At 57.3% G+C, this 22396-nt stretch carries 31 protein-coding genes, 1 tRNA gene and 1 pseudogene; 20 read left to right on the top strand and 13 right to left on the bottom strand.

Going from position 1 to position 22396, the window contains the following annotated elements:
- Positions 1-166: 166 nt before the first annotated feature.
- Positions 167-697 carry a hypothetical protein gene (locus APH25_RS16750; RefSeq protein WP_060482697.1) on the top strand — a complete coding sequence of 177 codons (531 nt, stop codon included), beginning with the start codon at positions 167-169 and terminating at the stop codon, positions 695-697.
- Between the two features lie 43 nt (positions 698-740).
- On the opposite strand, the gene APH25_RS16745 is transcribed toward APH25_RS16750, so the two are convergent.
- Positions 741-1067, bottom strand: a complete 327-nt coding sequence (locus tag APH25_RS16745; protein ID WP_060482739.1) for a DUF1654 domain-containing protein — start codon at positions 1065-1067, stop codon at positions 741-743.
- Between the two features lie 712 nt (positions 1068-1779).
- On the opposite strand from APH25_RS16745, the gene APH25_RS16740 reads away from it, so the two are divergent.
- The 6 genes from APH25_RS16740 to APH25_RS16715 all read left to right on the top strand — a co-directional run bounded on the left by APH25_RS16740 (position 1780) and on the right by APH25_RS16715 (position 4645).
- Positions 1780-2562: a hypothetical protein gene (locus APH25_RS16740; RefSeq protein WP_060482696.1), complete on the top strand. Its 783-nt coding sequence runs from the start codon at positions 1780-1782 to the stop codon at positions 2560-2562.
- Positions 2563-2587: 25 nt separating this feature from the next.
- Positions 2588-2767 (top strand): carbon storage regulator CsrA, encoded by a 180-nt coding sequence (csrA, locus tag APH25_RS16735; RefSeq protein ID WP_060482695.1) that lies wholly within the window; start codon positions 2588-2590, stop codon positions 2765-2767.
- Between the two features lie 68 nt (positions 2768-2835).
- The gene (locus APH25_RS16730; protein WP_060482694.1) at positions 2836-3060 is read left to right on the top strand and encodes a hypothetical protein; all 225 of its coding nucleotides are present in this window, start codon (positions 2836-2838) and stop codon (positions 3058-3060) included.
- A 361-nt stretch (positions 3061-3421) separates the two neighbouring features.
- A complete protein-coding gene (locus APH25_RS16725; protein ID WP_060482693.1) occupies positions 3422-3805 on the top strand; it encodes a response regulator transcription factor in 384 nt (127 codons plus the stop codon).
- 16 nt (positions 3806-3821) lie between these two features.
- On the top strand, positions 3822-4154 hold the full coding sequence (locus APH25_RS16720) for a hypothetical protein (RefSeq protein ID WP_060482692.1): 333 nt from the start codon (positions 3822-3824) through the stop codon (positions 4152-4154).
- Positions 4151-4645 carry a single-stranded DNA-binding protein gene (locus APH25_RS16715; RefSeq protein ID WP_060482691.1) on the top strand — a complete coding sequence of 165 codons (495 nt, stop codon included), beginning with the start codon at positions 4151-4153 and terminating at the stop codon, positions 4643-4645. The genes APH25_RS16720 and APH25_RS16715 overlap by 4 nt, the downstream gene beginning before the upstream one ends.
- Before the next feature lie 192 nt (positions 4646-4837).
- Here APH25_RS16715 and APH25_RS16710 read toward each other — a convergent pair whose 3' ends face one another.
- A complete protein-coding gene (locus APH25_RS16710; RefSeq protein ID WP_060482690.1) occupies positions 4838-5323 on the bottom strand; it encodes a hypothetical protein in 486 nt (161 codons plus the stop codon).
- A gap of 74 nt (positions 5324-5397) precedes the next feature.
- Complete coding sequence (locus APH25_RS16705; protein WP_060482689.1) at positions 5398-5832, bottom strand: hypothetical protein; 435 nt, start codon at positions 5830-5832, stop codon at positions 5398-5400.
- 153 nt (positions 5833-5985) lie between these two features.
- On the opposite strand from APH25_RS16705, the pseudogene APH25_RS16700 reads away from it, so the two are divergent.
- A pseudogene (locus tag APH25_RS16700) lies at positions 5986-6189 on the top strand (hypothetical protein); the annotation flags it as partial.
- Between the two features lie 81 nt (positions 6190-6270).
- The gene (locus tag APH25_RS16695; RefSeq protein WP_060482688.1) at positions 6271-6624 is read left to right on the top strand and encodes a hypothetical protein; all 354 of its coding nucleotides are present in this window, start codon (positions 6271-6273) and stop codon (positions 6622-6624) included.
- On the opposite strand, the gene APH25_RS16690 is transcribed toward APH25_RS16695, so the two are convergent.
- Positions 6608-6835, bottom strand: coding sequence for a hypothetical protein (locus APH25_RS16690; protein ID WP_060482687.1), 228 nt, complete (start codon positions 6833-6835; stop codon positions 6608-6610). The two genes, APH25_RS16695 and APH25_RS16690, sit on opposite strands and share 17 nt — an antisense overlap.
- 78 nt (positions 6836-6913) lie before the next feature.
- The gene (locus tag APH25_RS16685; RefSeq protein WP_060482686.1) at positions 6914-7204 is read right to left on the bottom strand and encodes a hypothetical protein; all 291 of its coding nucleotides are present in this window, start codon (positions 7202-7204) and stop codon (positions 6914-6916) included.
- A gap of 830 nt (positions 7205-8034) precedes the next feature.
- On the opposite strand from APH25_RS16685, the gene APH25_RS16675 reads away from it, so the two are divergent.
- The 10 genes from APH25_RS16675 to APH25_RS16630 all read left to right on the top strand — a co-directional run bounded on the left by APH25_RS16675 (position 8035) and on the right by APH25_RS16630 (position 13656).
- Positions 8035-8814: a DUF2786 domain-containing protein gene (locus APH25_RS16675; RefSeq protein WP_060482684.1), complete on the top strand. Its 780-nt coding sequence runs from the start codon at positions 8035-8037 to the stop codon at positions 8812-8814.
- A 9-nt stretch (positions 8815-8823) separates the two neighbouring features.
- Entirely contained in the window at positions 8824-9747 is a 924-nt protein-coding gene (locus tag APH25_RS16670) for a DNA cytosine methyltransferase (RefSeq protein WP_060482683.1), read from the top strand.
- Positions 9748-10022: 275 nt separating this feature from the next.
- Positions 10023-10517 carry a hypothetical protein gene (locus tag APH25_RS16665; RefSeq protein ID WP_060482682.1) on the top strand — a complete coding sequence of 165 codons (495 nt, stop codon included), beginning with the start codon at positions 10023-10025 and terminating at the stop codon, positions 10515-10517.
- Positions 10514-10777, top strand: a complete 264-nt coding sequence (locus APH25_RS16660; protein ID WP_060482681.1) for a hypothetical protein — start codon at positions 10514-10516, stop codon at positions 10775-10777. Before APH25_RS16665 ends, APH25_RS16660 begins: the two co-directional genes overlap by 4 nt.
- A complete protein-coding gene (locus APH25_RS16655; RefSeq protein ID WP_060482680.1) occupies positions 10774-11079 on the top strand; it encodes a hypothetical protein in 306 nt (101 codons plus the stop codon). The genes APH25_RS16660 and APH25_RS16655 overlap by 4 nt, the downstream gene beginning before the upstream one ends.
- Positions 11076-11453: a phage protein NinX family protein gene (locus APH25_RS16650; protein ID WP_060482679.1), complete on the top strand. Its 378-nt coding sequence runs from the start codon at positions 11076-11078 to the stop codon at positions 11451-11453. The genes APH25_RS16655 and APH25_RS16650 overlap by 4 nt, the downstream gene beginning before the upstream one ends.
- Positions 11450-11932, top strand: coding sequence for a class I SAM-dependent methyltransferase (locus APH25_RS16645; protein WP_060482678.1), 483 nt, complete (start codon positions 11450-11452; stop codon positions 11930-11932). Before APH25_RS16650 ends, APH25_RS16645 begins: the two co-directional genes overlap by 4 nt.
- A 56-nt stretch (positions 11933-11988) precedes the next feature.
- Entirely contained in the window at positions 11989-12312 is a 324-nt protein-coding gene (locus tag APH25_RS16640; protein ID WP_060482677.1) for a hypothetical protein, read from the top strand.
- 39 nt (positions 12313-12351) lie between these two features.
- Positions 12352-12588, top strand: a complete 237-nt coding sequence (locus tag APH25_RS16635) for a DUF4224 domain-containing protein (protein ID WP_060482676.1) — start codon at positions 12352-12354, stop codon at positions 12586-12588.
- Positions 12589-12591: 3 nt separating this feature from the next.
- Positions 12592-13656: a tyrosine-type recombinase/integrase gene (locus tag APH25_RS16630; protein ID WP_060482675.1), complete on the top strand. Its 1065-nt coding sequence runs from the start codon at positions 12592-12594 to the stop codon at positions 13654-13656.
- A gap of 99 nt (positions 13657-13755) precedes the next feature.
- Here the strand turns inward: APH25_RS16630 and APH25_RS16625 are convergent.
- From APH25_RS16625 to APH25_RS16590, 8 genes are all read right to left on the bottom strand, one after another.
- Positions 13756-13829, bottom strand: a tRNA-Cys gene (locus tag APH25_RS16625).
- Positions 13830-13983: 154 nt separating this feature from the next.
- Positions 13984-15003 (bottom strand): protease SohB, encoded by a 1020-nt coding sequence (sohB, locus tag APH25_RS16620; RefSeq protein ID WP_060482674.1) that lies wholly within the window; start codon positions 15001-15003, stop codon positions 13984-13986.
- Between the two features lie 645 nt (positions 15004-15648).
- Positions 15649-16122, bottom strand: coding sequence for a Rha family transcriptional regulator (locus APH25_RS16615; protein ID WP_054903677.1), 474 nt, complete (start codon positions 16120-16122; stop codon positions 15649-15651).
- A gap of 237 nt (positions 16123-16359) precedes the next feature.
- Positions 16360-17361, bottom strand: coding sequence for a hypothetical protein (locus tag APH25_RS16610; RefSeq protein ID WP_060482673.1), 1002 nt, complete (start codon positions 17359-17361; stop codon positions 16360-16362).
- A gap of 55 nt (positions 17362-17416) precedes the next feature.
- Entirely contained in the window at positions 17417-17818 is a 402-nt protein-coding gene (locus tag APH25_RS16605) for a hypothetical protein (protein ID WP_054903696.1), read from the bottom strand.
- A 765-nt stretch (positions 17819-18583) separates the two neighbouring features.
- Entirely contained in the window at positions 18584-19219 is a 636-nt protein-coding gene (locus APH25_RS16595; protein ID WP_054903457.1) for a hypothetical protein, read from the bottom strand.
- A gap of 97 nt (positions 19220-19316) precedes the next feature.
- On the bottom strand, positions 19317-19754 hold the full coding sequence (locus APH25_RS25500; protein ID WP_135192339.1) for a hypothetical protein: 438 nt from the start codon (positions 19752-19754) through the stop codon (positions 19317-19319).
- A gap of 205 nt (positions 19755-19959) precedes the next feature.
- Complete coding sequence (locus APH25_RS16590) at positions 19960-21240, bottom strand: tyrosine-type recombinase/integrase (protein WP_054903458.1); 1281 nt, start codon at positions 21238-21240, stop codon at positions 19960-19962.
- Positions 21241-21674: 434 nt separating this feature from the next.
- Here APH25_RS16590 and APH25_RS16585 point away from each other — a divergent pair, with 434 nt between their 5' ends.
- Positions 21675-22385 carry a histidine phosphatase family protein gene (locus APH25_RS16585; RefSeq protein WP_060482672.1) on the top strand — a complete coding sequence of 237 codons (711 nt, stop codon included), beginning with the start codon at positions 21675-21677 and terminating at the stop codon, positions 22383-22385.
- Positions 22386-22396 lie beyond the last annotated feature (11 nt).

The raw sequence follows: 22396 nt of genomic DNA, 5'->3' as shown, positions 1-22396 counted from the left end.
AAGTGACTGACAAACCCCAACGTCCCCCTCAGCCTAGACCTAATCCTATTCCTCCACGCCCAACTCCTACGCAAGACGGCTGGGGTAAAAGAGATGGCGGTGGCGGTCCTAACACTATCTCCGAAAGCAGACCGGTCCCCCCAAGGCCTAAAAGAGACCCTTGACCATGACAGATGTAGACATTGCCACAGAGGTGCATGAACTGGAGTTCTATGTCCAGCGCAATGTCAGGTATCACATGCGTCGTGGAGCATTTTTTCTTCGCTGGGGGCGGTTCACCGCTTTCGTAGGGGTTGTGTTCGGGTCGGCCACTGTCACTTCACTTATCGCCGGCTCCTCAGCTTTTTTAGTAGGTGGGTCTGCATTGTTGGTGACCTTGGCTTCCTCGGTAGATTTGGTAGTCGGGACCGGTCAACGGGCTTGGCTTCACAACGATCTACGAAAGCGGTATCTGGATATCGAGGCGGAGATGCTGGCCGTTCCTCCTGATTCAGCCAAGTTACGCGAAATGAGAAGTAAAATTCGTCGGATTGAAGCTGATGAGCCGCCGACGCTGCCGGCATTAGAGTTGCTCGCCCGTGATGATGTGATCCGATCAATCTATTCACGCGAGGAAGCGGCGAAGCATGTCAGCCGCCTTAGCTGGTTCAAGCGAACTACTGCCCAGTGGTTTGATTGGGATACATCGAACGCTTGAACCTCACAAATACAGACCGATCCTCTGCCGGTCCTTTTCAGCACTAGAAAGGCGCCTCCTCCTCAAGCTTTTCCTCCTCCCAGTCCTTGGGCGCTATCAGGTCATCGCGATCTTCGGGTTTCTGCGCCTCCCACCTAACCGTGACGCTCTCGTCATCGTTGAAAGTCAGATCCAGCTCAGGCGTTTCGACTAGCAGCCCCATCACCTCCTCCCATTCCATATCTCCATCCGTGTCCAGGCGATGGATCGTCACCCAGCGCTGCGACTGCGCAATCGGGTGATTGATCATCGATGAGACTCGAAGGCCGAGACGCTCTACCCCGGTCATTTCTTGGCGTGTTTGCTGTGTGAGTTTTTTGTTCCTGGCCACTTCGCTCTCCCTAATTACTGTATGCATATCCAGCACTCGAGAAGCATAACCAAGCCCTAGGGAAAAGGTAAACCCCTGCCAACGAAACGTCTTCGTAAGAGGTAGGAACAAATTCTATGCACCAGTGCATTGACATATTAATTGCACTGGTGCATATTTTCCTCGTCGCAGCCACTAACGCTGACTGCCGAGGCCAATGAGTCTCACCGCTCTTTACACAACCAGACGTGACCACCTCGACGCACCCAGGCCATCACCTGGGTCGGGACAAGCTAAGTCGTCGACCATGCAGCCTCTGGATAGCTGCCGGACTCCCCCATGGGAGGACGCCAAACCATGCGAGCCACCTGATGCGTAGCCAGTAGCTGCAGCAGGCAGTGGTGGGGAAACCCGGCGCCGAGCATGGAGCGGATCAAAGACCATAGGAGGAACCTGCCAATGAAGTAGCTAGCCCAGCCGGAACACGGACCGGCAACCCGCGACGAGCTGCCCTACCCAGTAGGCCGCCGAGCTGCAGCTGGCAGTCGTGTAGCGAATACCTAACCCCATGACCACCCCGCCAAGGCCGATCAAAGCGAGGTGACCAGGGAAGCTCAAGGCCAGACAGAAGATCGGGTGAAGCCATCGGTGGTGGAACTCGAGCACGGTTTCACTGGCTGGCCTTCTCACGAGGGCCAGACGGGAAATCAACCACACATGGATGGATCACCCAATGACTCAACAAACTCTTCAAGAAATGCTGGTCGAGCGCGTCAGCCTGTACGCCCAGTCTGATCGTGCGCGCGAATTGATCGATCAAGGCGTTGAAAGCATGTTCAAGGATGTGGTGAGAGACACTTTCCGCTCCTACAGCGATTTCGGCAAAGCCGTGCAGGAGGCCGTGAAGGCAGCTCTACCAGCAAACGTCTCCGACATGTTCGAGCTGCAGCGCTACAACGCCCTGGTGGCAAACGCACTTAGGGAGCGCTGGGAGGCAGCTGCGCTGCAGTCCACCGTCCTGGACCACGCTGAGAAAGCCATCGCTGAGGTGATGGACGGTGAAGGCCTGCTGAGCGGTGAAGTTTCGCTCAAAGGGTTGCTGGACGAGTTCGTGAGCGAGCACCGCGAGAAGGCCGCCGAGGAGCATTGGGTTAACCCAGAAATTCGCTTCGAAGAAACAATGAGCGGCCGGTCAGAGTTCCTCTACATAGGCTTCGATCCAGAGCCAGAGGACAGCCGTGCCATGTCTTCCTGGCGAACTGAGACGCGGGGAATTTACAGCTTAAAAAACTCGCTGCACGTTCACATCGTAGGGTCACGCAAGACGGATGAGCCGCACCGCCCCACCGTGCAGGTGGCCGAAGTTCTCAGTGCGAAGCTGGACGACAAACGTATAGCCGTGAACATGCGGATTCGCACCAAGTGGGAACGCATGCTGGCCTCGCTCTACTTCGGCAATGCCGTGCTACTCATCGACTGCGATCCAGACGATTTCAGCTACGGCTTCGACGACTGACGATCATCAACCAAGGAGTAGGACCATGCTGATACTGACCCGCAAAGTGGGCGAAACCATCGTGATCAACGACACCATCCGCGTGACGGTGCTGCAGGTGAAGGGTGGCCAGGTACGCCTGGGTATCGAAGCACCGAAGGACGTGTCAGTGCATAGGCACGAAATTCAGGAGCGCATCGATTCAAAAGCCGATGTTGCTGCCTGAACCGATTTCACTTGCTGGCCTTGGCGACAGGGCCAGACGGGAAATTAACCGCCCTGGAGGGCAAACAGATGCGCAACATCAACCAGTTCCGCAAGCCAGGTGAAACCACAGAGCACTTCCGTTCCCGTCGCGCTCGCGGCGTCTGCGTGAACATTCAGAGCTGGATTCAAGAGCAGCGCGAGCTGTTCGGCCTATCGAAGGGCTACGCCGATCGCCCGAGCATCCGTGCGCAGTGGGACAAATATCGCGCCCAGTACTTCGATCGCCTGGCCCTTGCGAAACCTCTTCCGTAGACAACCAGCGCCACGTCAGCCCTGACGTTAACTGCCCGATGCCCTGCTCCCCATCGCAGGCTGCATCGGGGTGTGATCTGGAAAGGCGACTCCATACCGGGTGCGGCCTGTCACCGCGCTGAGCCCTCGAGGCGGAACTGAATGGGCGACCTTGCAATGACAAGCGCAGATCACACCCCGATGCAGAGATATCGTAAAGCGCATCACCGCGAGCCTTACAAATCGTAAAGCGCACCCAGCCGAACATTAGCAGCCCCCTTCCCTTCACATCCAACCGCATTGGCAGGCGCCAGGCTGGCTTTTCACGCCCAGTTTGGTCACTGCGCCTGGCGTCTGACCAATGCGGTTGCTGAGGACAATCATGGACACGATCACCTGCGGCTCATGGATTGGCCAGCTCGGCAAAGCGCTGGCGCCCCGCGAGCTGGAAGCACTGCTCTGGGTTGCTCAGGGCCTGACCACGAAAGAGATCGCGCGGCAGATGGCGGTCACGCCAGGAACCGTGGCCAACCGTATCGAGGCTGCGCTGTTCAAGCTGGAGGCCGGTCGCCGCATTGAGGCGGTCACCAAGGCCATGCGCCAGCAGATCATCAGCCCGCTCTGCATCGTGCTGGCCAGCCTCATCGCCATGCACTCGACCTTCAACGACAACGATCCGATGCGCCGCGACCGCCGTGCACCGGAGCGCCGCACCGCTCAAGTTCGAATCCTTCGCCGGGCTGAAAGCCTGGAACTTCACGCCTGAAACAAGGAGCCCCACCATGAACGCATCCATCCGCAACAGCCGTAAGCAGTACGAGCAGGTCCAGCAGGAAGCATTGGCCGCATCCGCACGCTTCCGTAGCAACTCCCGCTTCTACGTCCAACCTGCAAGCGGTAACAGCTGGGCAGTGGTCGGCGCCACCGACAACCGCTTGTATGGCCAGCGCCGACGCTACTTCGACGCGGTGACCTACGCCGAGAGCCTCGAGCGCGCAGTCAACGCCAAGTCGGTACCGGTCGTTGCTGTCACCCCGCCTGATGACGTGCGCACCCGCTGGGCTGCGCTGTGGGCATTGGTGTTGATCATCATGGGTGGAGCGTTCTCGTCATGAGCCGCGGAGTAAACAAAGTCATCCTGGTCGGCACGCTCGGCCAAGACCCCGACGTCCGCTATCTGCCCAACGGCAACGCCGTGACCAACCTCAGCATGGCCACCAGCGAGCAGTGGACGGACAAGCAATCAGGCCAGAGGGTCGAGCGCACCGAATGGCACCGAGTCGTGCTGTTCGGGAAGGTGGTGGAGATCGCCGGAGAGTACGCCCGTAAGGGCTCCCAGCTTTACATCGAGGGCAAGCTGCAAACCCGCGAGTGGGAAAAGGACGGCATCAAACGCTACACGACCGAGGTGCACGTCGACATGCGCGGCACCATGCAGCTGCTCGGTGGGAGACCGCAGGGCCAGCAGCCTGGTCAGGCACCCGATCGGCAGCCGCCACAGCAGCGCCCGGCGCGTCAGCAGAGCCAGCAGGCAGCGCCGCCGGACAACGACAGCTTCGACGACGATATACCGTTCGCGCCTCTCCACTACCTGGCCGGTGCATAGCATGAAACGCCGGCATGTGGTCCACCCCACCGCGTACTACCTCGGGCGGGCTGTTGCCGAGACAACAGCCAGTCACGCGATACCCAGCCATACGGCTGGCTGACGGTGAACTGCGGCTGGTGGCTTGCCGGCTGGCATGACCGAGACATGGAGCTTTCCGCCTGACCGGGTAGAAAGCCTGAGCTTACTAACTTACCGCTCTACCAGAGAGCGAATGGAATTAAACCACCCGTAGTCAAAGTTATCGGGGTCGCGGGTAAACCTGAGGAAGTAATACATCTCTGAGATAAAGTTACTAGCCGTAAGTACACATCCGGCAATCACATAACCCTTAACAGAAAATTCGAAAGCCCATAGCAACAGTGCTATTAAAAACATTGATACAGCGTGGTTGATTGCTAGACGCAGGTACCACTCTCGCGGACCACCCCATTTGTCAATATGGCCAGGATGACTCCTAAGCAAATTAAAATAAGCAGAGGCAGAGAACAGCATAGCCACTAGAAATGGTGGGGCTGTAATGGCAGAAGCGAGGACAAAAAGCTTCCAGAACTCGAGCATGATGAATAACTGCGGCTTAAGTAAAAAAAGAATTAGAAATCCGGGAGCAAGAAAGGCAAAAAAGAAAGATGCGGCATTGGCCGAAAAAGACACATTTACATCCTTAAGATCAATCATGACGCCCTCTCGACCAAAATTTTGATTTTACCAGCGTACACACCATGCCGCATCCGGCCACGGAGGGCGGCGCATCAGGCGATACGCATGCGATCAGGATCAGCCCTCATATACCTTACCCAGGGATCGGGATCGCCACGATCAGCAAAGTAGACTATGACCTGCGGAATTAGCCAGCGCGCCGCGTCGAGAAGCAATGACGACGAACCGCTTGGGGCACCTTCCTCGTAGATGTATCGAAGCGAAATGAACGTGTTCTGCTTTTGAGTAAATAGATCTTCCAGCTGGCTTAGACTGAACACACTGGCGACATCGGTAGGCACGAGGTGGTAGAGGTCCAGTAGGTTATGTCCACCTCTCACGGACCTCAGCCGAGCTTTGTACTGCTGTAAGACTGTGCCTGCGCTGTCATTTTCTACCGGAGTTGCCAGCAAGCTTTTCAGAGCCAATTCTATCGATAAAGCCGCATTCACCTCACTCTCAAAGGTTAATCCTGCTTTTTCCAGCAATGCTGCAGCTCTTGCATATCGATGAGCTGACTCCAACACCCTTCCGGCCATTGCGTACCTCACTTCCAAGAAATCAACGCACACGAAATTTAATCTATCACGCCTCCCTAGCGAGGGCGGCGCCTGCACGCAATGATCACACAACATGACCCAGCAGCACCGCAGGCCCACTCTCGAGCCGAGCAGCTAACTGACGTGAACGAGGCCACTTACACCGAACTGTGGGCAACGGCCCATCCCATTCACCTAGTGGCATCCGGCTGGATCGCCATCCCTACCGACAAAACGCTCGACGAAGCAGAGGCCGCCAAGATCTTTGCCGCTGTCGGCGCCTGGAATCAGCAGAAAGCAGCATGAAACGCATCAACGCACGCGTCCGGCACGGCCGGCGCCAGCAGCACATCAATCTGCCGCCCAGCGGCTTGGGAGGTATCCACCATGGCCGAGGAGAAGACAGCGGCTGCCAGGCACTCTGCGAACTACCGAGACCGGCAAAAGAAGCAGGCTGCGAAACTGGGCATCGAGAAGGTGTTCTTCAACATGCCGGAAGGGATCAAGGTTGCCATGGCTGCCGAGATCGAGCGGCACGGCTACGACCAAGTTCAAGAGCTTTGGCAGGACCTTGCCTTGTCGTGGATTGCGCAGGAGCATGAAGAGCGGGCGCGTCGCCTTGAACGACCTGACGCGCCAGCTTTTTATATCTCGCCCAAACTAGCGCGACAGTTCAAGGAGGCCAGTATGGCTGAGCTGAAGCGCGATCCGGGCGACGAGATCGTCAGTCCTTCAGCGTGACATGCCCCTTGCCAGCAGTTGCGATGGCGAGGAGTTCATGCTGCTGCTTCGTTGCCAGTCCGTTGAGAACCAGGTGCCCGCCACCCATCTTTGCCGCCTGGGCCAGCGCAACGATCTCATGCTGCATCTTTGTCTTCACTTCCAGTTCCAGCCCTGCACCAGCCGAGAGTATTGCGACCAGTTCGTGCTGCTGTTTTGTCTTGAACGCCACTTCCAACTCCTTTTGACCCGGCCCTATGCCGGTCACCCGTATACCCCATCCCAAACCAAATTGCCACCATGCCAAGTATCAGAGAATCGGCAACAGCTTTCCCTGGTAGCGGCGGACGGACAAAGCGTTACCGACTGCACCCGCCTGGTAGCCAGCAGGCAGCATGCGAATACGGCCCTTTTCGTTGAATGCGCCAGATTCAATCAATGAGCGCAGACCAGCCTCATCTACACCGATGTAGTTGAGGTTGTTGTCTGTCTCAAGGGTGTAGCTGTATTGGCCGGCCTTATTACCGCGGGTAAGCTTGTACGGATGACAGACCTGGCCGGCCTGATTTACGCCGATCACGTCCTCTAGCAATCCAGCCATCTCTATCTTCCTCAAAAGGTGGAGAGCTCTAATTACCCTATAAGTTTCTAATTTGCCACCATACCGCATCCGGTCACGGGGGACGAGTACGAAGCGAAAAAACCAGTGGCTGCCAATAACCGTCTAAGCGTTGCCAAGCTATTGAAAAACTATCGGCAAGGTAAAGAGCAATTCAGACTTTGTAGACACTCTCCCGCGTAAGACCTGTCTCTCATGCAGTATGTTCTACAGGCCGTATCGTGCCCGAATGGCCTGCACTGATTGTAGTTAGTGCATTGAGGCTCGCCCTGACAGCCTAACGGAGACGGGCCTGGATCACTGGTGACTGGCGAATCATTGGTGGTGCAAGCCGATAAAGCGAGGGTAAGAAAAACCGCTGCCATATTTATGTTTTTCATACTAAACACCTTATGAATTGCCCCATGAAGCCTAACAGCAGTATAGACCTCCACTGAGAAAGTAGCAGCTTGCGCGGTCCTCGCGTTAGGCCTAATTCGCGCAGTGGTCTGCTAGTTCGGCCCCCTCGAGCGCCTCAGCGCTTATCGTGGAACTCAGGCGGCCAGGCGCTCATGAACCAAATGATCCCTGGGATCATCACGTAGAGCCATAGCTGGCTCGGATAAACGCAGATGCCGACAGCCCAGACCGCGAGCAAGGTACCTCCCGCTCGCCGCCTCCGCTTTGGCGTGAACCAATTCTGAAAAGCTGTATGCCTCTCCCGCAAGCCCATTACCACTCTCCTTGTTCAGTAAGCGGCGGAGCATATCACCCCCTATTCAACGATAACGCCTGCCCGGCGAGGGCGGCGCCTGCACGCAAGGACCAACAATATGACCGAACAACAGCACGACGAAAGCAAGCTCGAGCGGGTCATCCGCAAGATCAAGCGCTGCCTGGCCCTGTCCAAAAGCTCGAACGAAAACGAGGCCGCCACGGCCATGCGCCAGGCACAAGCGCTGATGCGCGAGTACCGCCTCACCGAGCTGGATGTCCGTCTGAGCGACATAGATGAAGTCCAGTCGGAAAAGTCCAGGGCGAACCGTCGGCCAACCTGGGATCGTCACCTCAGCGGGATTGTGGCCAGAGTGTTTGGTTGCCGACCTCTCTCGTATCGCCACTGGTGCGGCACCTCCGGGCGCATGGTGGAGCGGGCCTTGTTTGTTGGTGTCACACCAGCACCCCAGATCGCTATGTACGCCTACGAAACCCTGCTTGCCAAGCTGACGCAAGCCCGGCGCGACTATGTGGCACGGGTCAGATGCGGCAAGAGCCGCAGCGCCTACTCGCCAGAGACTGCCGGCGACCACTTCGCAATCGCGTGGGTTTCAGTGGTGCACGGAAAGCTCCACGAGCTGGTGCCGCAGGGTGAAGAAGATCCAGCTATCGAGCAGCACTCCAGTGGCCGCGACCTAGTGCAGGTCGAAAGCCAGGAAAAAGCGCTGATCGAGGAGTACCTCGCCGGGAAGGAGATCGGAAAGCCACGCAAGGCTCGCGAGATTGAACTCGATATGGCCGCCCAGATTGCAGGGATGCTGGCCGGCCAGAAAGTCAAATTGAATCCCGGCCTGGCTACGGGCGGAGAGTCACAGCTACAGCTGACAGGCGCGTGAGGCTTCAATATGACCACAGCAATCGACCTTTTCGCCGGCCTCGGCGGATGGAGCACCGGCGCGCGCGCAGCAGGCGTCCAAGTTCTCTGGGCGGCAAACCACTGGCCTGAGGCAGTAAAGTGGCACGCGGCCAATCATCAGGACACCGACCACGTGTGCCAGGACTTGCACCAGGCCAACTGGGCGGCAGTACCTCGCTCTGATATCGGCATTGCCTCCCCATGCTGCCAGGGCCATGCAAAGGCCAGGGGCAAGAAGAACGGAAACCCTGAGCATGATGCTTCAAGATCCACGGCCTGGGCCGTGCCGTCTGCTGCTGAGGTGCTGGACCAAGATGCTTGGGTGGTCGAGAACGTGCCCGAGTTCGTGAACTGGGTGCTCTACCCCAGCTGGGTGGATGCGATGCGGCGCCTGGGCTACCAGGTCGCGCCACACATTGTTGATTGCGCCGACCTGGGGGTGCCGCAGCATCGAGTCCGCCTGTTCCTGATCTGCACCAAGAGCAAGGCGCCGATTCAGCTGCAACTGCAACAGTGCGAGCATGTGCCGGCCAACAGCTTCCTCGACTTCGACGCCGGGCGATGGTCACAGATCGAAAAGCCAGGCAGAGCCCCGGCCACTCTCGAACGGGTGCGCAACGGCCGCCAGCGCTTCGGCGACCGGTTCATCATGCCCTACTACGGCAAGGGCTCCGGGACCACTGGCCGAGACATCAACCGACCTATCGGCACCATTACCACCCTGGACCGCTGGGCACTGGTCGACGGTGACCGCATGCGGGTGCTCAGTGCCAATGAGGCCCTGGCCGCAATGTCGTTCCCAGCCGACACCCTTCGCCCAGACAACCATCGGTTAACAATGCACATGGCCGGCAACGCGGTACCGCCGCTGGCAGGACAACGTGTAATTGAAGCACTCATGGCAGCGGCCTGAAATGGTCAAAAAGCCGAATGATCTCGGTCGTGAGACTGGCTGCGAGGTAGATGATTTTAAGAATCTGGAGGAGGGTCATAGTGCTCACCTTGAGGATAGATGAACCTATGATAGGCCCTTTGATTCTTCACTAATTTTCAAGAACTTACAAGCATCTGATCGCCTGTATATCCAAAGTCCTCTATTGGTCCTCCGGAGCGGTTCGACCGCACACTTTCCGCTGTAACCCCTCTCCACTCTATTCACTGCCGCGATATGGCGGCCAAGGAATCCCCGTGCTCGACGCAAACATTCACGAAGCCCTCAACACACTCACCGCCAGCCAGCTGGCCAAGCTGCTTGTCATGCGGAAAGGGCTCGAATTCGCCTACGACTACACGTTCACCGACGATGATGGGCAGGAAACCTACATCGACGAGGCTTTCCTGGCTGCAGCGCCGGGCGAGTTGATCGACAACCTGTTCGACGAAAACGAGCACGACGACGCGATCAACGAGGTCCGCTACGAGGCCGAAGACGTCAGCGGGATCCGCGAGTGGTGTCACTACAGCTGGGGGATGAACTACGAGATCGACGTAAAGGCATTCATCCTGCCTGACGGTCGCGCCCTCGCCTTCTGCGAGATGAGCGGCGGCGGCAAGCACGGTGATCCGAACGCCTACCCATGGGTGAACGAGGCTAAGTTCATCAAGGTCGCCGGAGTCGAGGAGCGCGTCATCAAGACCTACAAGTTCGAGGAGATCCCAGACGCACCTGAGGTGCAGCCATGACCCGCCTCTCCCTCTGCCTCCTGCTGCTGGCCACCGGTGCCAGCGCAGCACCCAAGCCACACGAGAACGTCATCGACGTGCAGCACGACAGCAAGCGCGGCGTGACCTGCTACCTGCTCAATGGGGTCGGCATCAGCTGCATCCCCGACAGCCAGCTGCAGGCAGGTAACGAGCGCCAGCTCTCCCCGCACGAAACCCAACCCGAACCTACACCCGCTCTGGCGCCTGGGCGCTGGATTGATGAGAGGTATGAGCTGTGAACATTACAGAAGCCAAGAGAGCTGAGTTCGAAACAGCATTCGTCAAGCAAACAGCCAGCATGAGGGACTCTCGAAGCACCGAGTACGCAATCGTTCTCCTCGAGGGTATGAAAGCTAACCGCACAACGGAGTCCTACCAAAACCCGGTAGCCGCAGCCGCCTGGTGGGCATGGAACGCTTCCCGCGAAGCCGTGGTTCTGGTCATCCCAAGCTTTGATGATTACCCGACGAGCATGGAGCGCGACATGCGCGAGTCGCTTCGCTCTGCCATTGAGGCCCAAGGCCTGAAGGTGGCGCCATGACCGACCTGATCGAAGTGAAGACGGCAGAACTGAGCGGCGAAGCTCTGGCCTGGGCTGTTGCGAAAGCGGACGGCCTCGAGCCGCGCCTGGAGCCACCGCACTACGGCAACGGCTGGCGTGTGTTCTGCGATACCACGTTCGGGAACAGCAAGCGTTACAACCCGCAGGAAGACTGGGCGCTGGGCGGTCCGCTGAAGATCAAGCATCGCATCGGAGACGGTCCGATAAACGGTGGCTGGGTTGCGCACCCCAGCAGGCCAAACGAACCCACAGACTGGCTTGAGGGGGCAGAGCCCTTGACTGCGATCTGCTGCGCCGTCGTCGTAAAGATCGCTGGATGGGTAGTCCAGGTGCCGAAGGAGCTGATGCCGTGAGCACCGCAGCCAAGGTGCTCGATCCTTGCAGCGCCAGCCGCATGATGTGGTTCGACAAGGAAGACCAGCGCGCCCTCTTCGGTGACATCCGCGACGAACAGCACATGCTCTGCGATGGCCGCGTGCTGAAGGTTGAGCCCGATGTGCTGATGGACTTCCGTTGCCTGCCCTTCGAGGCCTCAACCTTCCGCCTGGTCGTGTTCGACCCACCGCACCTGACCCGAGCCGGCGTAGATAGCTGGATGCGGGCAAAGTACGGCGTACTCACCAGCGACTGGCGAGAGGACATTCGCCAGGGTTTCGCCGAGTGCTTCCGCGTGCTTGAGCCCGAGGGGATCCTGATCTTCAAGTGGAACGAAACCCAGGTCCTGGTCAGCGAGCTGCTGACCCTCACCGATGAGAAACCCCTGTTTGGACACAAGTCCGGTAAACGCGAAAAGACGCACTGGATCACCTTCATGAAGCGCCCCGTAGCCTAACCCCTCCCCCTACTACTCAAGCCCGCCGACATGCGCGGGCTAGGAGAGCTATTGCCATGAAGAAAGAAGATTTGGCGAACCTGCCCGAGAAGATCCGAATTGCCACTGAGGCCGGCACAGCCGCTGCCAATGAATGCAGGGACGACAGCGGCAGCGCCAACCTGGACCGGGTTGTGATCCCGCTGCGCGGCATGCGCGCCAGCCTGATCAAAGACTTGCCAGGTGATGTTTACCCGGCCAGCACCTATCACCCTCGCGGGCTGCTTTTATCAGCGCCATTCGCTGGCATCGGCAATAGACGCTATGCCGGCGTGCAGGCTATGTACCGGTCGCTCAAGGCGCAAGGCGTGGACTGCTACGTGTACTACCAACTCGACTGACCACCAACCTGCCGCCACCAGCGGCGTGGAGACCACCCCATGGAACATGCAAGCGAGTTTCTCGACGAGGACGAGGTGGTGCGGGTGACCGGCTACCAGCTCCCGAGCAAACAGATCGCGTGGCTGGCCAACAATGGCTGGCAGTACACGCTCACCCGGGCCAGGCGGCCCATTGTTGGCAGGGTATACGCCCGGCTCAAGATGGCAGGCGTCAAGCCAACGGCTACGAATGCCACGGCTGAAACATGGACATTGGATTTATCGCGCGTGGGGTAGAAAGTGCGCCATAGAAAAAAGGAAAACCGTGATCTGCCGGAGCGCATGCTTCGGCGGGCCCGGAAAAGGAAAGGCGGGAAAATTTGGGTTGCGTACTACTACTGCGGTAGAGACGCAGACGGAAAGAGGATAGAAATCCCATTGGGGCAGGACTTGGCGGAGGCGAAGCTTGAGTGGGCGCGCCTGGAGCAGAAGGCAAAGCCGAAGGTTATGGCGACGATGGGCGAGCTATTCGAACGGTATGAGCGGGACATTATCCCGACGAAAGCGCCGCGAACCCAGAAAGACAACAAGTACGAGCTGGAACGCCTGCGCAAGGCGTTCTCTGAAGCTCCAATCGATGCGATCAGTCCGCCAGTCATCGCCCAGTACCGGGACGCCCGCACCGCGAAGACTCGAGCAAACCGGGAGATCGCACTGCTCTCCCACGTTTTCACCATGGCCATGGAGTGGGGCTTCGTCGAGCGCAACCCCTGCCTGGCGGTTCGCCGCAACAAAGAGAAGGTCCGCGACTTCTACGCGGCCGACGAAATCTGGGATGCGGTGTACGCCGAAGGCGACCAGGGTCTCAAGGACGCCATGGACTTAGCCTACCTGGCTGGTCAACGCCCAGCCGACACCCTGAAATTCAGCACTGTAGACCTCGACGAGGACTACTTGTGGGTCGACCAGAACAAGACAGACAAGAGGTTGCGAATTCGACGGCACATCAATGGCGTGCCGACCGGCCTAGGCCTGTTCATCGAAGCGCTTCTTGAGCGGCGCAAGCTCCAGGGCGTGCGCAATTCACGCCTGATTACCAATGACGGCGGCCTGCGGATGAGCTGGGAAATGCTAAGGAATCGCTTCAGTGAGGCGCGGGACAAGGCGGCTCGCAAGCTGATCGCCGACGGCAACAGTGACCTGGCCGCCAAAGTTCGGCAATTTCAGTTCCGCGATATACGCCCGAAGGCTGCTTCGGAGATCGAGGATATCAGCCACGCCAGCCGATTGCTTGGGCACTCTAAGGAAGAAATCACCAAGCGAGTTTACCGCCGCGTTGGTGAGGTCGTTAGCCCCACGAAATAGGCAAGGTTGCGGAACACATGCCATAAGTTGCGGAACACTTCGTATTTTCTTGGCACAAAGAAAAACCCCGCAGACGTCAATCTGCGGGGCTTTCGAATATGGAGGCCGAGGTCGGAATCGAACCGGCGTAGACGGATTTGCAATCCGGAGCATAACCACTTTGCTACTCGGCCTCAAAGTTCGGAGTTAGCCGCTTACGCTTCGCTATCTCCTTGAAACGCTGACCCTTTTTCAAAGTTCGCTGCGTTTCGATGGGCGCCATTATGTCTGCATTCGTTTCACCTTGCAACCCCCTGATCGAAAAAAAATTTCAACAGGTTCAAGGTGTTAGCGCAGGCGGTTGAGTTTGCTCCACAACCCTACCACCGCGTTCTCGACCGTGCCGCTGGCAGCCATGCCGATGCGCTCCTGCAGGCTCTTGCGCTCTGCGTAGTGCAGGTGGAACACGTTGGCGGTGCGGGCGCGGTCGCTGATGTACTCGTCGCTGGTTTGCAGGGCATCCACCAGTTGGCGGTTGAGTGCCGAGACGCCTAGCCAGACTTCGCCAGTGGCTACCTCATCGATGTGCAGTTGCGGACGATAACGGGCGACAAAGTCCTTGAACAACTGATGGGTGACGTCGAGGTCTTCCTGGAATTTTTCCCGGCCCTTTTCGGTATTTTCACCCAGCACGGTAAGGGTGCGTTTGTACTCACCGGCGGTCAGCACCTCGACATCGATGTCGTGCTTCTTCAGCAGGCGGTTCACGTTGGGCAACTGGGCAACCACGCCGATCGAACCGAGCACGGCAAAGGGTGCGCTGATGATCTTCTCGCCGATGCAGGCCATCATGTAACCACCGCTGGCCGCTACCTTGTCGATGCACACCGTCAACGGTATGCCCGCCTGCCGAATGCGTGCCAACTGCGAAGCTGCCAGGCCATAGCTGTGCACCAGCCCGCCGCCGCTTTCCAGCCGCAGTACCACCTCGTCCTGCGGGGTGGCGAGGGTAAGCAGCGCGGTAATTTCGTTACGCAGGCTTTCGGTGGCAGAGGCTTTGATATCGCCGTCGAAATCCAGCACGTAAACCCGGCCTTTATCGTCAGCCTTGCCCTTCTTGACCTTCTTTTCCGCTTTGCCTTGCTGTTTACGCAAAGCCTTGAGCTCGGCTTTGTCGAACAGGCCTGACTCCAGGCGTTCGCGCAAATCCTTGTAGAAATCGTTCAGCTTTGTAACCTGCAAATGCCCACCCGATTTGCGCCGGCCCTTGCCGCGCAGGCCGGCGACAGCCGAAAGCACCACCAGAATGGCGATGACCAGGGTGGCGGTTTTGGCGAGAAAGCTTGCGTATTCGGCAAGAAACTCCACAGTAGTCCTCAATGCCCGGAATTAAAGGGCTACGCTACCATGGCTTGTGACACTTTGGTACGGTCTTGTGACATTCCGAAGCACTTGAGGCAGGCTCAGCGGCGCACCTTTCGGGCTTTCTTCTGGGTCCTTATCACCTGCCCGTGAGGGGTCCCTATCGCGCCTACGGGCACCCATGCGAGGGCCTACGGGGGAACCTGCGCGGGAATGATTGAATAGGTGACCTTTCAGATTTTTCTGTCGGATTCTCAAGGGGGCCTATGCGACCACAACCAGAACCCCAGTTGAACGGCCAGACAGACCCAGTAGAGGGCCTGTAGGTGGTCCATGGGGTTCTCCTTGAAGGGTTAGAGTGACTTGTGAAAGCGAACGTCTGTGAGTTCGTGTTGCAGGGCTACCTCAAGGAGGCGCTCATAGGTATGCGGCCACCTCCCTTGAGATTGGTCATTAGAAGCGCCTGATTGAAGCAAGGCATAGCATAGCGCCGCATGTGGTGTCAGAGACTCGACAGGCACCTTAGTGACTACCCGTTTGCCCTTGTAGGTGTAGCACAGTGTGACACTCATCGCGGGACCTTTTTGTGGGCAACTTAGCTATTGAGCATAGCCCGTCACGCTTCGTTTGAGGAAGTATCAATCAACGACCTCAGCGGGCCTTGAGACGCCTTGCAGCGGCCTTGATGTCCCTCATTGCGATTCGATAGTTGTCCTTCTCTCGTTCGAGCAGGTGAACCACAGCAGCCTGTATCGACACACGTTCAAACCCTGAGCCTTCCAGTTCAAGCCAGCGCTTGACGATCATGTTGGACAGCTTGAAGGAATACCGGGAGAGCAGCGTAAAGGTCAGCTCTTTGTCGAGAATGGTCAGCGGTAATAACTTGCTTTGACTGGACTGGTAGCTGGCCTCGACCCATTGAGGTGCCCCCAGATTTGGGGTCTCCCTTTCCAGCTCGTTGAGCATCTTTCGGATGTCTCTGAGTACATGGTCATGGCGCTTACCGGTGATCTCAGCGATCTCCAAGGACGACATACCGGGTAAGCCGTTGAGAGTCGTTGAGGATACCGCTCCGGCCTTGGAGATGTTCTCGAAGATGGTCGCTGTATTGGTGGTCATGGTCATAGTCTGTTTTCCTCTTGTTTGCTCCCTCAAGTTCGCTCCCACCGGCAGCCGAAAGACCCGACCAAGGTTTCTGCCGGTGGCATGAAGGAACAAACAGAAAGACTTTCGGTTAGATAGATGCCCAGCGACGGGCGATGATGCGGATAGGTGAAGCTGTGCCCCTGCCGGTCCCTCTTTAGGTCCGGCCTTACGGGGCTATCAGGGTTTCCCTTAGATCAGCTCAGGGTTTCCCTTAGATCAGCTCAGGGCAATGCGAGTGACCAGCGGGAACGGCACTTGAACGGTCTGAAGACGATCCTCGGTCAGAGCTACCTTGACCATGCCATTGGCGATGATGTCCACCACAGCCACGATCTCAAGGTCCCAGCCTTGGGCGTTTGGGTTGCGAGTCGCTTCAATCTTCCAGATGCTACCGTCTTGGCGCTCACGGTAGCTCAGCGAGGTGAAAAGCTTGGGCAACATGAAGACGCCGTGGTCAGTGCCTGTATACGGCTGTACGCCTGCGCCAATGAGGTCCTCGATAGAGTCCTGACCAGCACGTTGAGCAGCACGCTCAAGAACAGCCACCAGTGACACGGGCAGCAGGATCACGAAGTCGCTCAGCGAGGTCCCTACAGTCTGGTTAACGTGGGTCGTGAGGATGTCGATGAGGTCCTCAGCGATCTCAGCAGGCTTACCCGTTGGTTTGGCCTCAGAGACGCTCTCAGTGCTTGGGGCAGTCGCCAAGATGGCAGCGACCTTACCGGCTGCGCTGTGCTCAATGTCACGAAGCATCTTGTCAGCGGTTTGCTCCATAGACTGGACGGTGAAGCCTGCCATCAGGTTGTGGTCAAAGATCGTAGCTCGGTGGCTGATGACCAATGCCTTGTCGGTCGCCTCGGTGAAGATCACAGAACCGGCCAGGACCTCGCCCTTCTCGACGGTCTGGTTATCCCAGTTCTTACGAGGGTCGAAGGTGACAGAGCGGTCGGCCATGGTGATGATTTGTTGCCCAGTGGCCTCAGAGCCAGCCGGACGGAACTCGCAAGGGGTTGCCTCCATGGCAGCCTCTCGCCACTCATCGCCGTTCAAATAGTCCTCAGCGGCTTCCACAAGGGCTTCCACATAGACGGACACATCGGTGGCCGCTTGGGTCTCTGGACGGACATCGGCAGTGTTGAATCGAATCGACCCTGTGTGCTCATCGACAATGGCAGTGGAGTAGGTCGAGGGTTTGGTGTACTGGAATGGCTTAGTCATGGTTGTTGTCTCCTGAATAGATGAATGAAGTGGTTGTGTGTCGAGGGAAGTGCTGTTACCAGCCACCGCTATTGCTACGACGAGCAGCCAGAATTTTCTGACCATGCTCACGAATGGCAGCGTTTCGGGCTTCCCGATCAGCCTTCGCTTGGGCGATCTCTCGGGGCGTATGCTCACGGCACCGCTCAGCATGGGCATTGGCCTCAGCCTGTTTACGGGCCTTCTCTTGGGCGTCCTCGTACTGATGCTGGCGGTACTCTCGGGCAACTACAGGAATCGCTTGGAGCGACAGACCGGCCTCATCGAACGCCTTAACGATCTCGAATTGCTGGCCCTTAACGGTCCCGCATTGGGCGACCAGCATGGGCAGCATGATGTTCTCGACGTACTCACGGTTCAGGGTCTGGCCCGACACGGTGACTTCGTTCTTCAGGACTTTCGTGATAGTGATTTTCATGGTTTGGGTTCTCCTGTGAGGTGACCCATTCGCTCAGCCTTGGTGCCATAGACGCGCACGACAAGACGGCAAGGAGTGAGCCGCGTGGGCACCTTCCAAGGCTGACGAATGAGTTCTTGATTTGAGTGGTGTTGATGACGGATCAGGACATGGCGGGCCTGAAGGGCATCGGTATTGCGAAGGGTTCAACCGTGGCAACGGCTGTGCAGCAATGGCAGAGAGAAATTATTTTGTTGTTGGTCTTCCTGTCTTACCCATAGTGAGGGTTTTTAACGACAGTCTTGACGGACATCTTTAAGTTGTGAGTGAGATTCCCTCAGAGCCACTCAATGGAATCCTCAAGTGAGTCGAGGCGATGGCTTGAAGACACAACCCTTGTTCAAGTAGTTGATTCAAACGGTCGAGAGTCTTTTGGGGGCACTTAGCGAGGACCCGTTGGGCCACACCGTCCATATCGAAGGTGACCTGTCCAGCCTTGTAGGTCCTGAAGTTGGAGCGATGGTCACTAAGGGCACGACGCAACTCGATGAGCTGGGTTCGAGCTGGTCGAGGGAATACAGTAGACAAGACTGACATATCTTGTTCGGTGAGGCGTGAGTTAGCTGGGCAGACAATGCTGGTCATGTTGGAAGGTCTCCTTTGAGGTGTTCTTAAAGATGCCCTTTGAGATGAGGGGAGTTGTAATTAACAACCCCTCTCCCTCTGGGTCTGGTCGATGCTTTGACCTGAAGATGGTCGTTGAGATTTTCTTTATATTATCCGGCGTTAAGTCGCTAAGCCCCGGAATAGAGCCTCTGCGCCTACCTCAGCCACAATCTCAGCCTTGATGTCTGGGTGTCTCTCGACATACGAAGCGATCCCATGGGCAGCGTGTCGAGCAGCCTTGGCGATTCGCTGGGCGGTCCTCAAGGAATACTCATTGGTCTTACAGGCGTCCGCTGTGATCTCCGAAAGGAACAACGCACCGATGACCGCTCGTGCCTTGACGTTGATCTTTCCGTTGGTGACTCCGGCACTGGTGATGATTGACCCGGTAATGATGTCGTCTACCCATGGCAGCGGATCGGGAATCGCAAGGAGGTGCATGTAGGCTGCGACAGGGTTAGCGAAGGTGGCCTTTGGGCGTCCACGGCCTCGCTTGGGTTCATCGCTTGGGGTCTCTTGGGGTTGCCCTTGGGTGCCGTTGGTCAGGCCCTTGGCGGCTTTCTGTTGGTCCTCAGAGAGGGACTCATCGGCACGACGCTCAGCGGCCCATGCCTGATACTGGGCTTCGAGGTTTGCGGGTCGTACCATGTCCTTGCGGCGGATGACCTCGCCAGTGATTGGGTCAATGTGAAGGATGGTGCCGGTTTCGTGATCGACGTGGCGGTGTAATGGTCCGGGTTGGGTGAGCAGGGTCATGATAGTGGTCCTCATATGGCCGCTGCGAACGTGCAGCCATAGTGAGGGTTTTTACGACACCTACTTACGAAACAGCTTTAAGCTCAAGCCTTGCGCTTCAGCTCTTTTTTAAGCGAGTCACACAATTAACCCAAGAATTATTAAACACCTTGGTATACTCCGCCACTGCAACATCTTGATCTGGACTGTACTCAAACGATGGTGGCTGACCTTGCTGAATGTTGGCGTTTCTAATTAGATTCCTGAGGTAGGCATGATAATGCGGATTAGCTTGCATCGCGTTAGCTGTTTCAATTGACGTGCACTCACATACTGAAGACGGGCTAATCCTCAAATGATTTAATGCATCACTTTTCGCAGAGTCGTTCTGTATAGTGATAAAGCAGAAGTTAGAGCTTGTCTTTTTAGTTAGCCCATACAACTCATCTTCAACCTGCCCCCCCAACGCCACCACAGGGAGCACCAGGATTGCCGCACAAACTATTTCCCTTGCATTCATTGATCGACCTACAATTCTTAAGTTTTCTTTCAACATGGGCGCGAAGCATCTTAAGAAAAACCTTTTGAGGCGCTTTCACTTCCCTGTACAAGCAGCTTACCTATTAGTCTGGCTTGATGGCAATTTGATTTTAACGGATATCTAAACGGAACGCCTCCACAAGCACTTCAAGGAGAGCCGCTTAGGAGCCCTCTGTAATCCGGCATTTAGGTCTTTGTGGTGCTCCCTGAGACGCGCCCCGTTATCGAATCATCCCCAGCGCCTCGACCATAAGGCCCCTCGAAGCAGCCGCATTGCCCCCGTAGACATCGAATGCAAGTGACCCAGAGCTGTGCCCCAAGATGGCCTGGACGATCCCCACAGACACGCCAGCGGCCTTCAGATCGGACGCCATAGAGTGCCTCAACGAGTGGAACGACAGCCCTCCCCCGGTCTTAGTGCCCAGCAGGTCTCGGATCATCTGATTGGTGAGTTGATCGAAGCCACTCTTGGACTGAGTGAACAACCGCCCTTGGGTCTGCGAGAGTTTCTCAAGGTGGTCCTCTGGGATTCCCAGCAGTGGCACTGTGCGACGACTGAATGAGTTCTTGAGGGTCTTCCCGTCCTTGTCGTTGATGTCCATGACCCAGTGACCGCCATCCTCATAGATGTCACTGCCGGTGAGCTGGTGAATCTCTCCAATGCGTGCCCCGGTGGCAACCCCAAGGGCAATGACAGATGCTTTCCAGTCGTTCCCAAGGTTGCCCATTGCCCAGTCATGGAGAGCCTTTAGGTGGTCCCCAGTGAAGGCTGTGCGGTCGCTATCCGCCCCTTTGGTGATAGTCAGCTTCTTGGAGTAGTCACGCTCAATGAGACCCGTAGCCACAGCCCAGCCAATGACAGTGGAGGCATGGGTCATGACCTTGTTAACAGAGGATGGCTTACGACCATCAGCCAAGAGAGCATCACGAAGGCCCACAAAGGTTGCCCTTGTGTGCTTGGACATATCGGTGTCCCTGAGGTGCGCAACGATGGTGCTGGTGCTGCTCTTCCAGTTCTTCAAGGTATTGGCCGACTTGTCCCCGCCACGCTCAGCCTTGAAGGCTTCGTAGAGGGACTGGAATGTGGTCGTAGAGCTGTCCGTGGAGAGCGACTTACAGATAGGGACAGGGACAGGCACAGGCTCACGACTATCGACATCTCCTACTTGATTAACACTGCCTATAGGTCCCTTCAGGTCCCCATTGAGCAGCTCGACCAGCTCTCTCAGGTCTCCGCTGTGCCGCCCTTGAGCAGCCTCCAGAACCCTCTGAGCCATCAGAACGGCCTGCGCTTGGGCTAACCTCATGGGCATCGTCTCGGCTATCTGAGCGAGGTTCTCGGAGACCTCAGACAGGACCAGCCCATAGGCTTCGCCTTGTGGGTTGCCCAAGGCTTCCTCAGCGATGTCCCGAAGGTTATCCCGTAGTTCCCCCCAAGATGCCTCTGGGTTGTCGAGGTGGAACGCTTTGAGGGTCTGAAGCAGGTGCTTGGCAGTTGTCATGGCAGCAGGTCGATTGGTGGTCTTGAGCGAGATCGTGCAGGAGGTGTGGCAGCCCTTGAGGCGAACTCGAAGGTGATAGCGCCCAGAGGCTCTACGGTAGACGTAGGGCACTGCGATTTGTGACACGTTGGGACGATTTGTGACACTGGATTCAGCGGTAAGGATGGACATTTTGGGTGGAAGCCCCGTGCTGCTTGGCTTTACCCGAGATCAAGGACAGTTGGCAAGAAACTCCACGTTGACTCCTTTGAATTGCTGCGCCATCTGGCGCGTAACTGTAGCAAGCATACCGGTGCGCCTGGGGTGCCGCCAGCGGTTGCAAATGCCGGCAACATCTTTCAAACAACCTTTTCAAACGCTTGTATGTTTTTCGTTGACAGCCCGATTTTCGCGTCCTAACCTCGGCAGCAATCACCAACAGGCCGGACGCTTACGTGGGCAACCTTTACCTGATCAGACATGGCCAAGCTTCTTTCGGTGCGGATGACTACGATGTCCTTTCGCCCGTCGGCGTCCGTCAGAGCCAGGCACTGGGTGAACACCTGGCTCAACTGGGCCTGCGCCTGGACCGCTGCGTGGCTGGCGACCTGCGCCGCCAGCAGGACACCGCGCGGCTCGCACTTCAGGCGTTGCACCACGGGGGTTCCCCCGTGCCGGCCATTGAGACCGACGCTGCGTTCAACGAGTTCGATGCCGACGGGGTGATTCGCACCCTGTTGCCAGGCTTGATGGCAGACGAGCCCAATGCACTAGACGTTTTGCGGGACTGCGCCAACAACCGAAGCGAATTCCAACGGTTGTTCGCCATCATGGTTCAACGCTGGCACCGTGGTGAGCATGCCCTGGATGGCCTGGAAAGCTGGGCTGCATTCATCAGGCGTGTACAGGGCGGCCTGGATCGTGTGCTGGATGGTGCGGGCAGCGGTGACAATATCGCCATTTTCACCTCAGGCGGCACCATCGCTGCCCTGTTGCACCTCATTACAGGCGTTACCCCGGATCAGGCCTTTGCCCTGAACTGGCAGATAATCAACACCTCGCTCACCCAGGTAAAATTCCGCGGGCGCGAGGTGGCACTGGCTTCCTTCAACAGCCAGGCACATGTGCAGCTGTTGAGGACACCGTCGCTTGTCACCTATCGATAAGCCCCGGCTTG

The sequence above is a fragment of the Pseudomonas sp. NBRC 111119 genome (assembly GCF_001320125.1).
Lineage (GTDB): Bacteria > Pseudomonadota > Gammaproteobacteria > Pseudomonadales > Pseudomonadaceae > Aquipseudomonas > Aquipseudomonas parafulva.
The sequence above is the reverse complement of the archived record's forward strand: the minus strand, read 5'-3'. Positions and strand labels throughout refer to the sequence as shown.

What these genes read in the sequence shown, in the direction of transcription:
- APH25_RS16750 (WP_060482697.1), top strand. Translation starts at nt 167, where the DNA reads ATGACAGATGTAGACATTGCCACAGAGGTGCATGAACTGGAGTTCTAT.
- APH25_RS16740 (WP_060482696.1), top strand. Translation starts at nt 1,780, where the DNA reads ATGACTCAACAAACTCTTCAAGAAATGCTGGTCGAGCGCGTCAGCCTG.
- csrA (WP_060482695.1), top strand. Translation starts at nt 2,588, where the DNA reads ATGCTGATACTGACCCGCAAAGTGGGCGAAACCATCGTGATCAACGAC.
- APH25_RS16730 (WP_060482694.1), top strand. Translation starts at nt 2,836, where the DNA reads ATGCGCAACATCAACCAGTTCCGCAAGCCAGGTGAAACCACAGAGCAC.
- APH25_RS16725 (WP_060482693.1), top strand. Translation starts at nt 3,422, where the DNA reads ATGGACACGATCACCTGCGGCTCATGGATTGGCCAGCTCGGCAAAGCG.
- APH25_RS16720 (WP_060482692.1), top strand. Translation starts at nt 3,822, where the DNA reads ATGAACGCATCCATCCGCAACAGCCGTAAGCAGTACGAGCAGGTCCAG.
- APH25_RS16715 (WP_060482691.1), top strand. Translation starts at nt 4,151, where the DNA reads ATGAGCCGCGGAGTAAACAAAGTCATCCTGGTCGGCACGCTCGGCCAA.
- APH25_RS16710 (WP_060482690.1), bottom strand. Translation starts at nt 5,323, where the DNA reads ATGATTGATCTTAAGGATGTAAATGTGTCTTTTTCGGCCAATGCCGCA.
- APH25_RS16695 (WP_060482688.1), top strand. Translation starts at nt 6,271, where the DNA reads ATGGCCGAGGAGAAGACAGCGGCTGCCAGGCACTCTGCGAACTACCGA.
- APH25_RS16685 (WP_060482686.1), bottom strand. Translation starts at nt 7,204, where the DNA reads ATGGCTGGATTGCTAGAGGACGTGATCGGCGTAAATCAGGCCGGCCAG.
- APH25_RS16675 (WP_060482684.1), top strand. Translation starts at nt 8,035, where the DNA reads ATGACCGAACAACAGCACGACGAAAGCAAGCTCGAGCGGGTCATCCGC.
- APH25_RS16670 (WP_060482683.1), top strand. Translation starts at nt 8,824, where the DNA reads ATGACCACAGCAATCGACCTTTTCGCCGGCCTCGGCGGATGGAGCACC.
- APH25_RS16660 (WP_060482681.1), top strand. Translation starts at nt 10,514, where the DNA reads ATGACCCGCCTCTCCCTCTGCCTCCTGCTGCTGGCCACCGGTGCCAGC.
- APH25_RS16650 (WP_060482679.1), top strand. Translation starts at nt 11,076, where the DNA reads ATGACCGACCTGATCGAAGTGAAGACGGCAGAACTGAGCGGCGAAGCT.
- APH25_RS16640 (WP_060482677.1), top strand. Translation starts at nt 11,989, where the DNA reads ATGAAGAAAGAAGATTTGGCGAACCTGCCCGAGAAGATCCGAATTGCC.
- APH25_RS16635 (WP_060482676.1), top strand. Translation starts at nt 12,352, where the DNA reads ATGGAACATGCAAGCGAGTTTCTCGACGAGGACGAGGTGGTGCGGGTG.
- APH25_RS16615 (WP_054903677.1), bottom strand. Translation starts at nt 16,122, where the DNA reads ATGACCATGACCACCAATACAGCGACCATCTTCGAGAACATCTCCAAG.
- APH25_RS16610 (WP_060482673.1), bottom strand. Translation starts at nt 17,361, where the DNA reads ATGACTAAGCCATTCCAGTACACCAAACCCTCGACCTACTCCACTGCC.
- APH25_RS16605 (WP_054903696.1), bottom strand. Translation starts at nt 17,818, where the DNA reads ATGAAAATCACTATCACGAAAGTCCTGAAGAACGAAGTCACCGTGTCG.
- APH25_RS16595 (WP_054903457.1), bottom strand. Translation starts at nt 19,219, where the DNA reads ATGACCCTGCTCACCCAACCCGGACCATTACACCGCCACGTCGATCAC.
- APH25_RS25500 (WP_135192339.1), bottom strand. Translation starts at nt 19,754, where the DNA reads ATGTTGAAAGAAAACTTAAGAATTGTAGGTCGATCAATGAATGCAAGG.
- APH25_RS16590 (WP_054903458.1), bottom strand. Translation starts at nt 21,240, where the DNA reads ATGACAACTGCCAAGCACCTGCTTCAGACCCTCAAAGCGTTCCACCTC.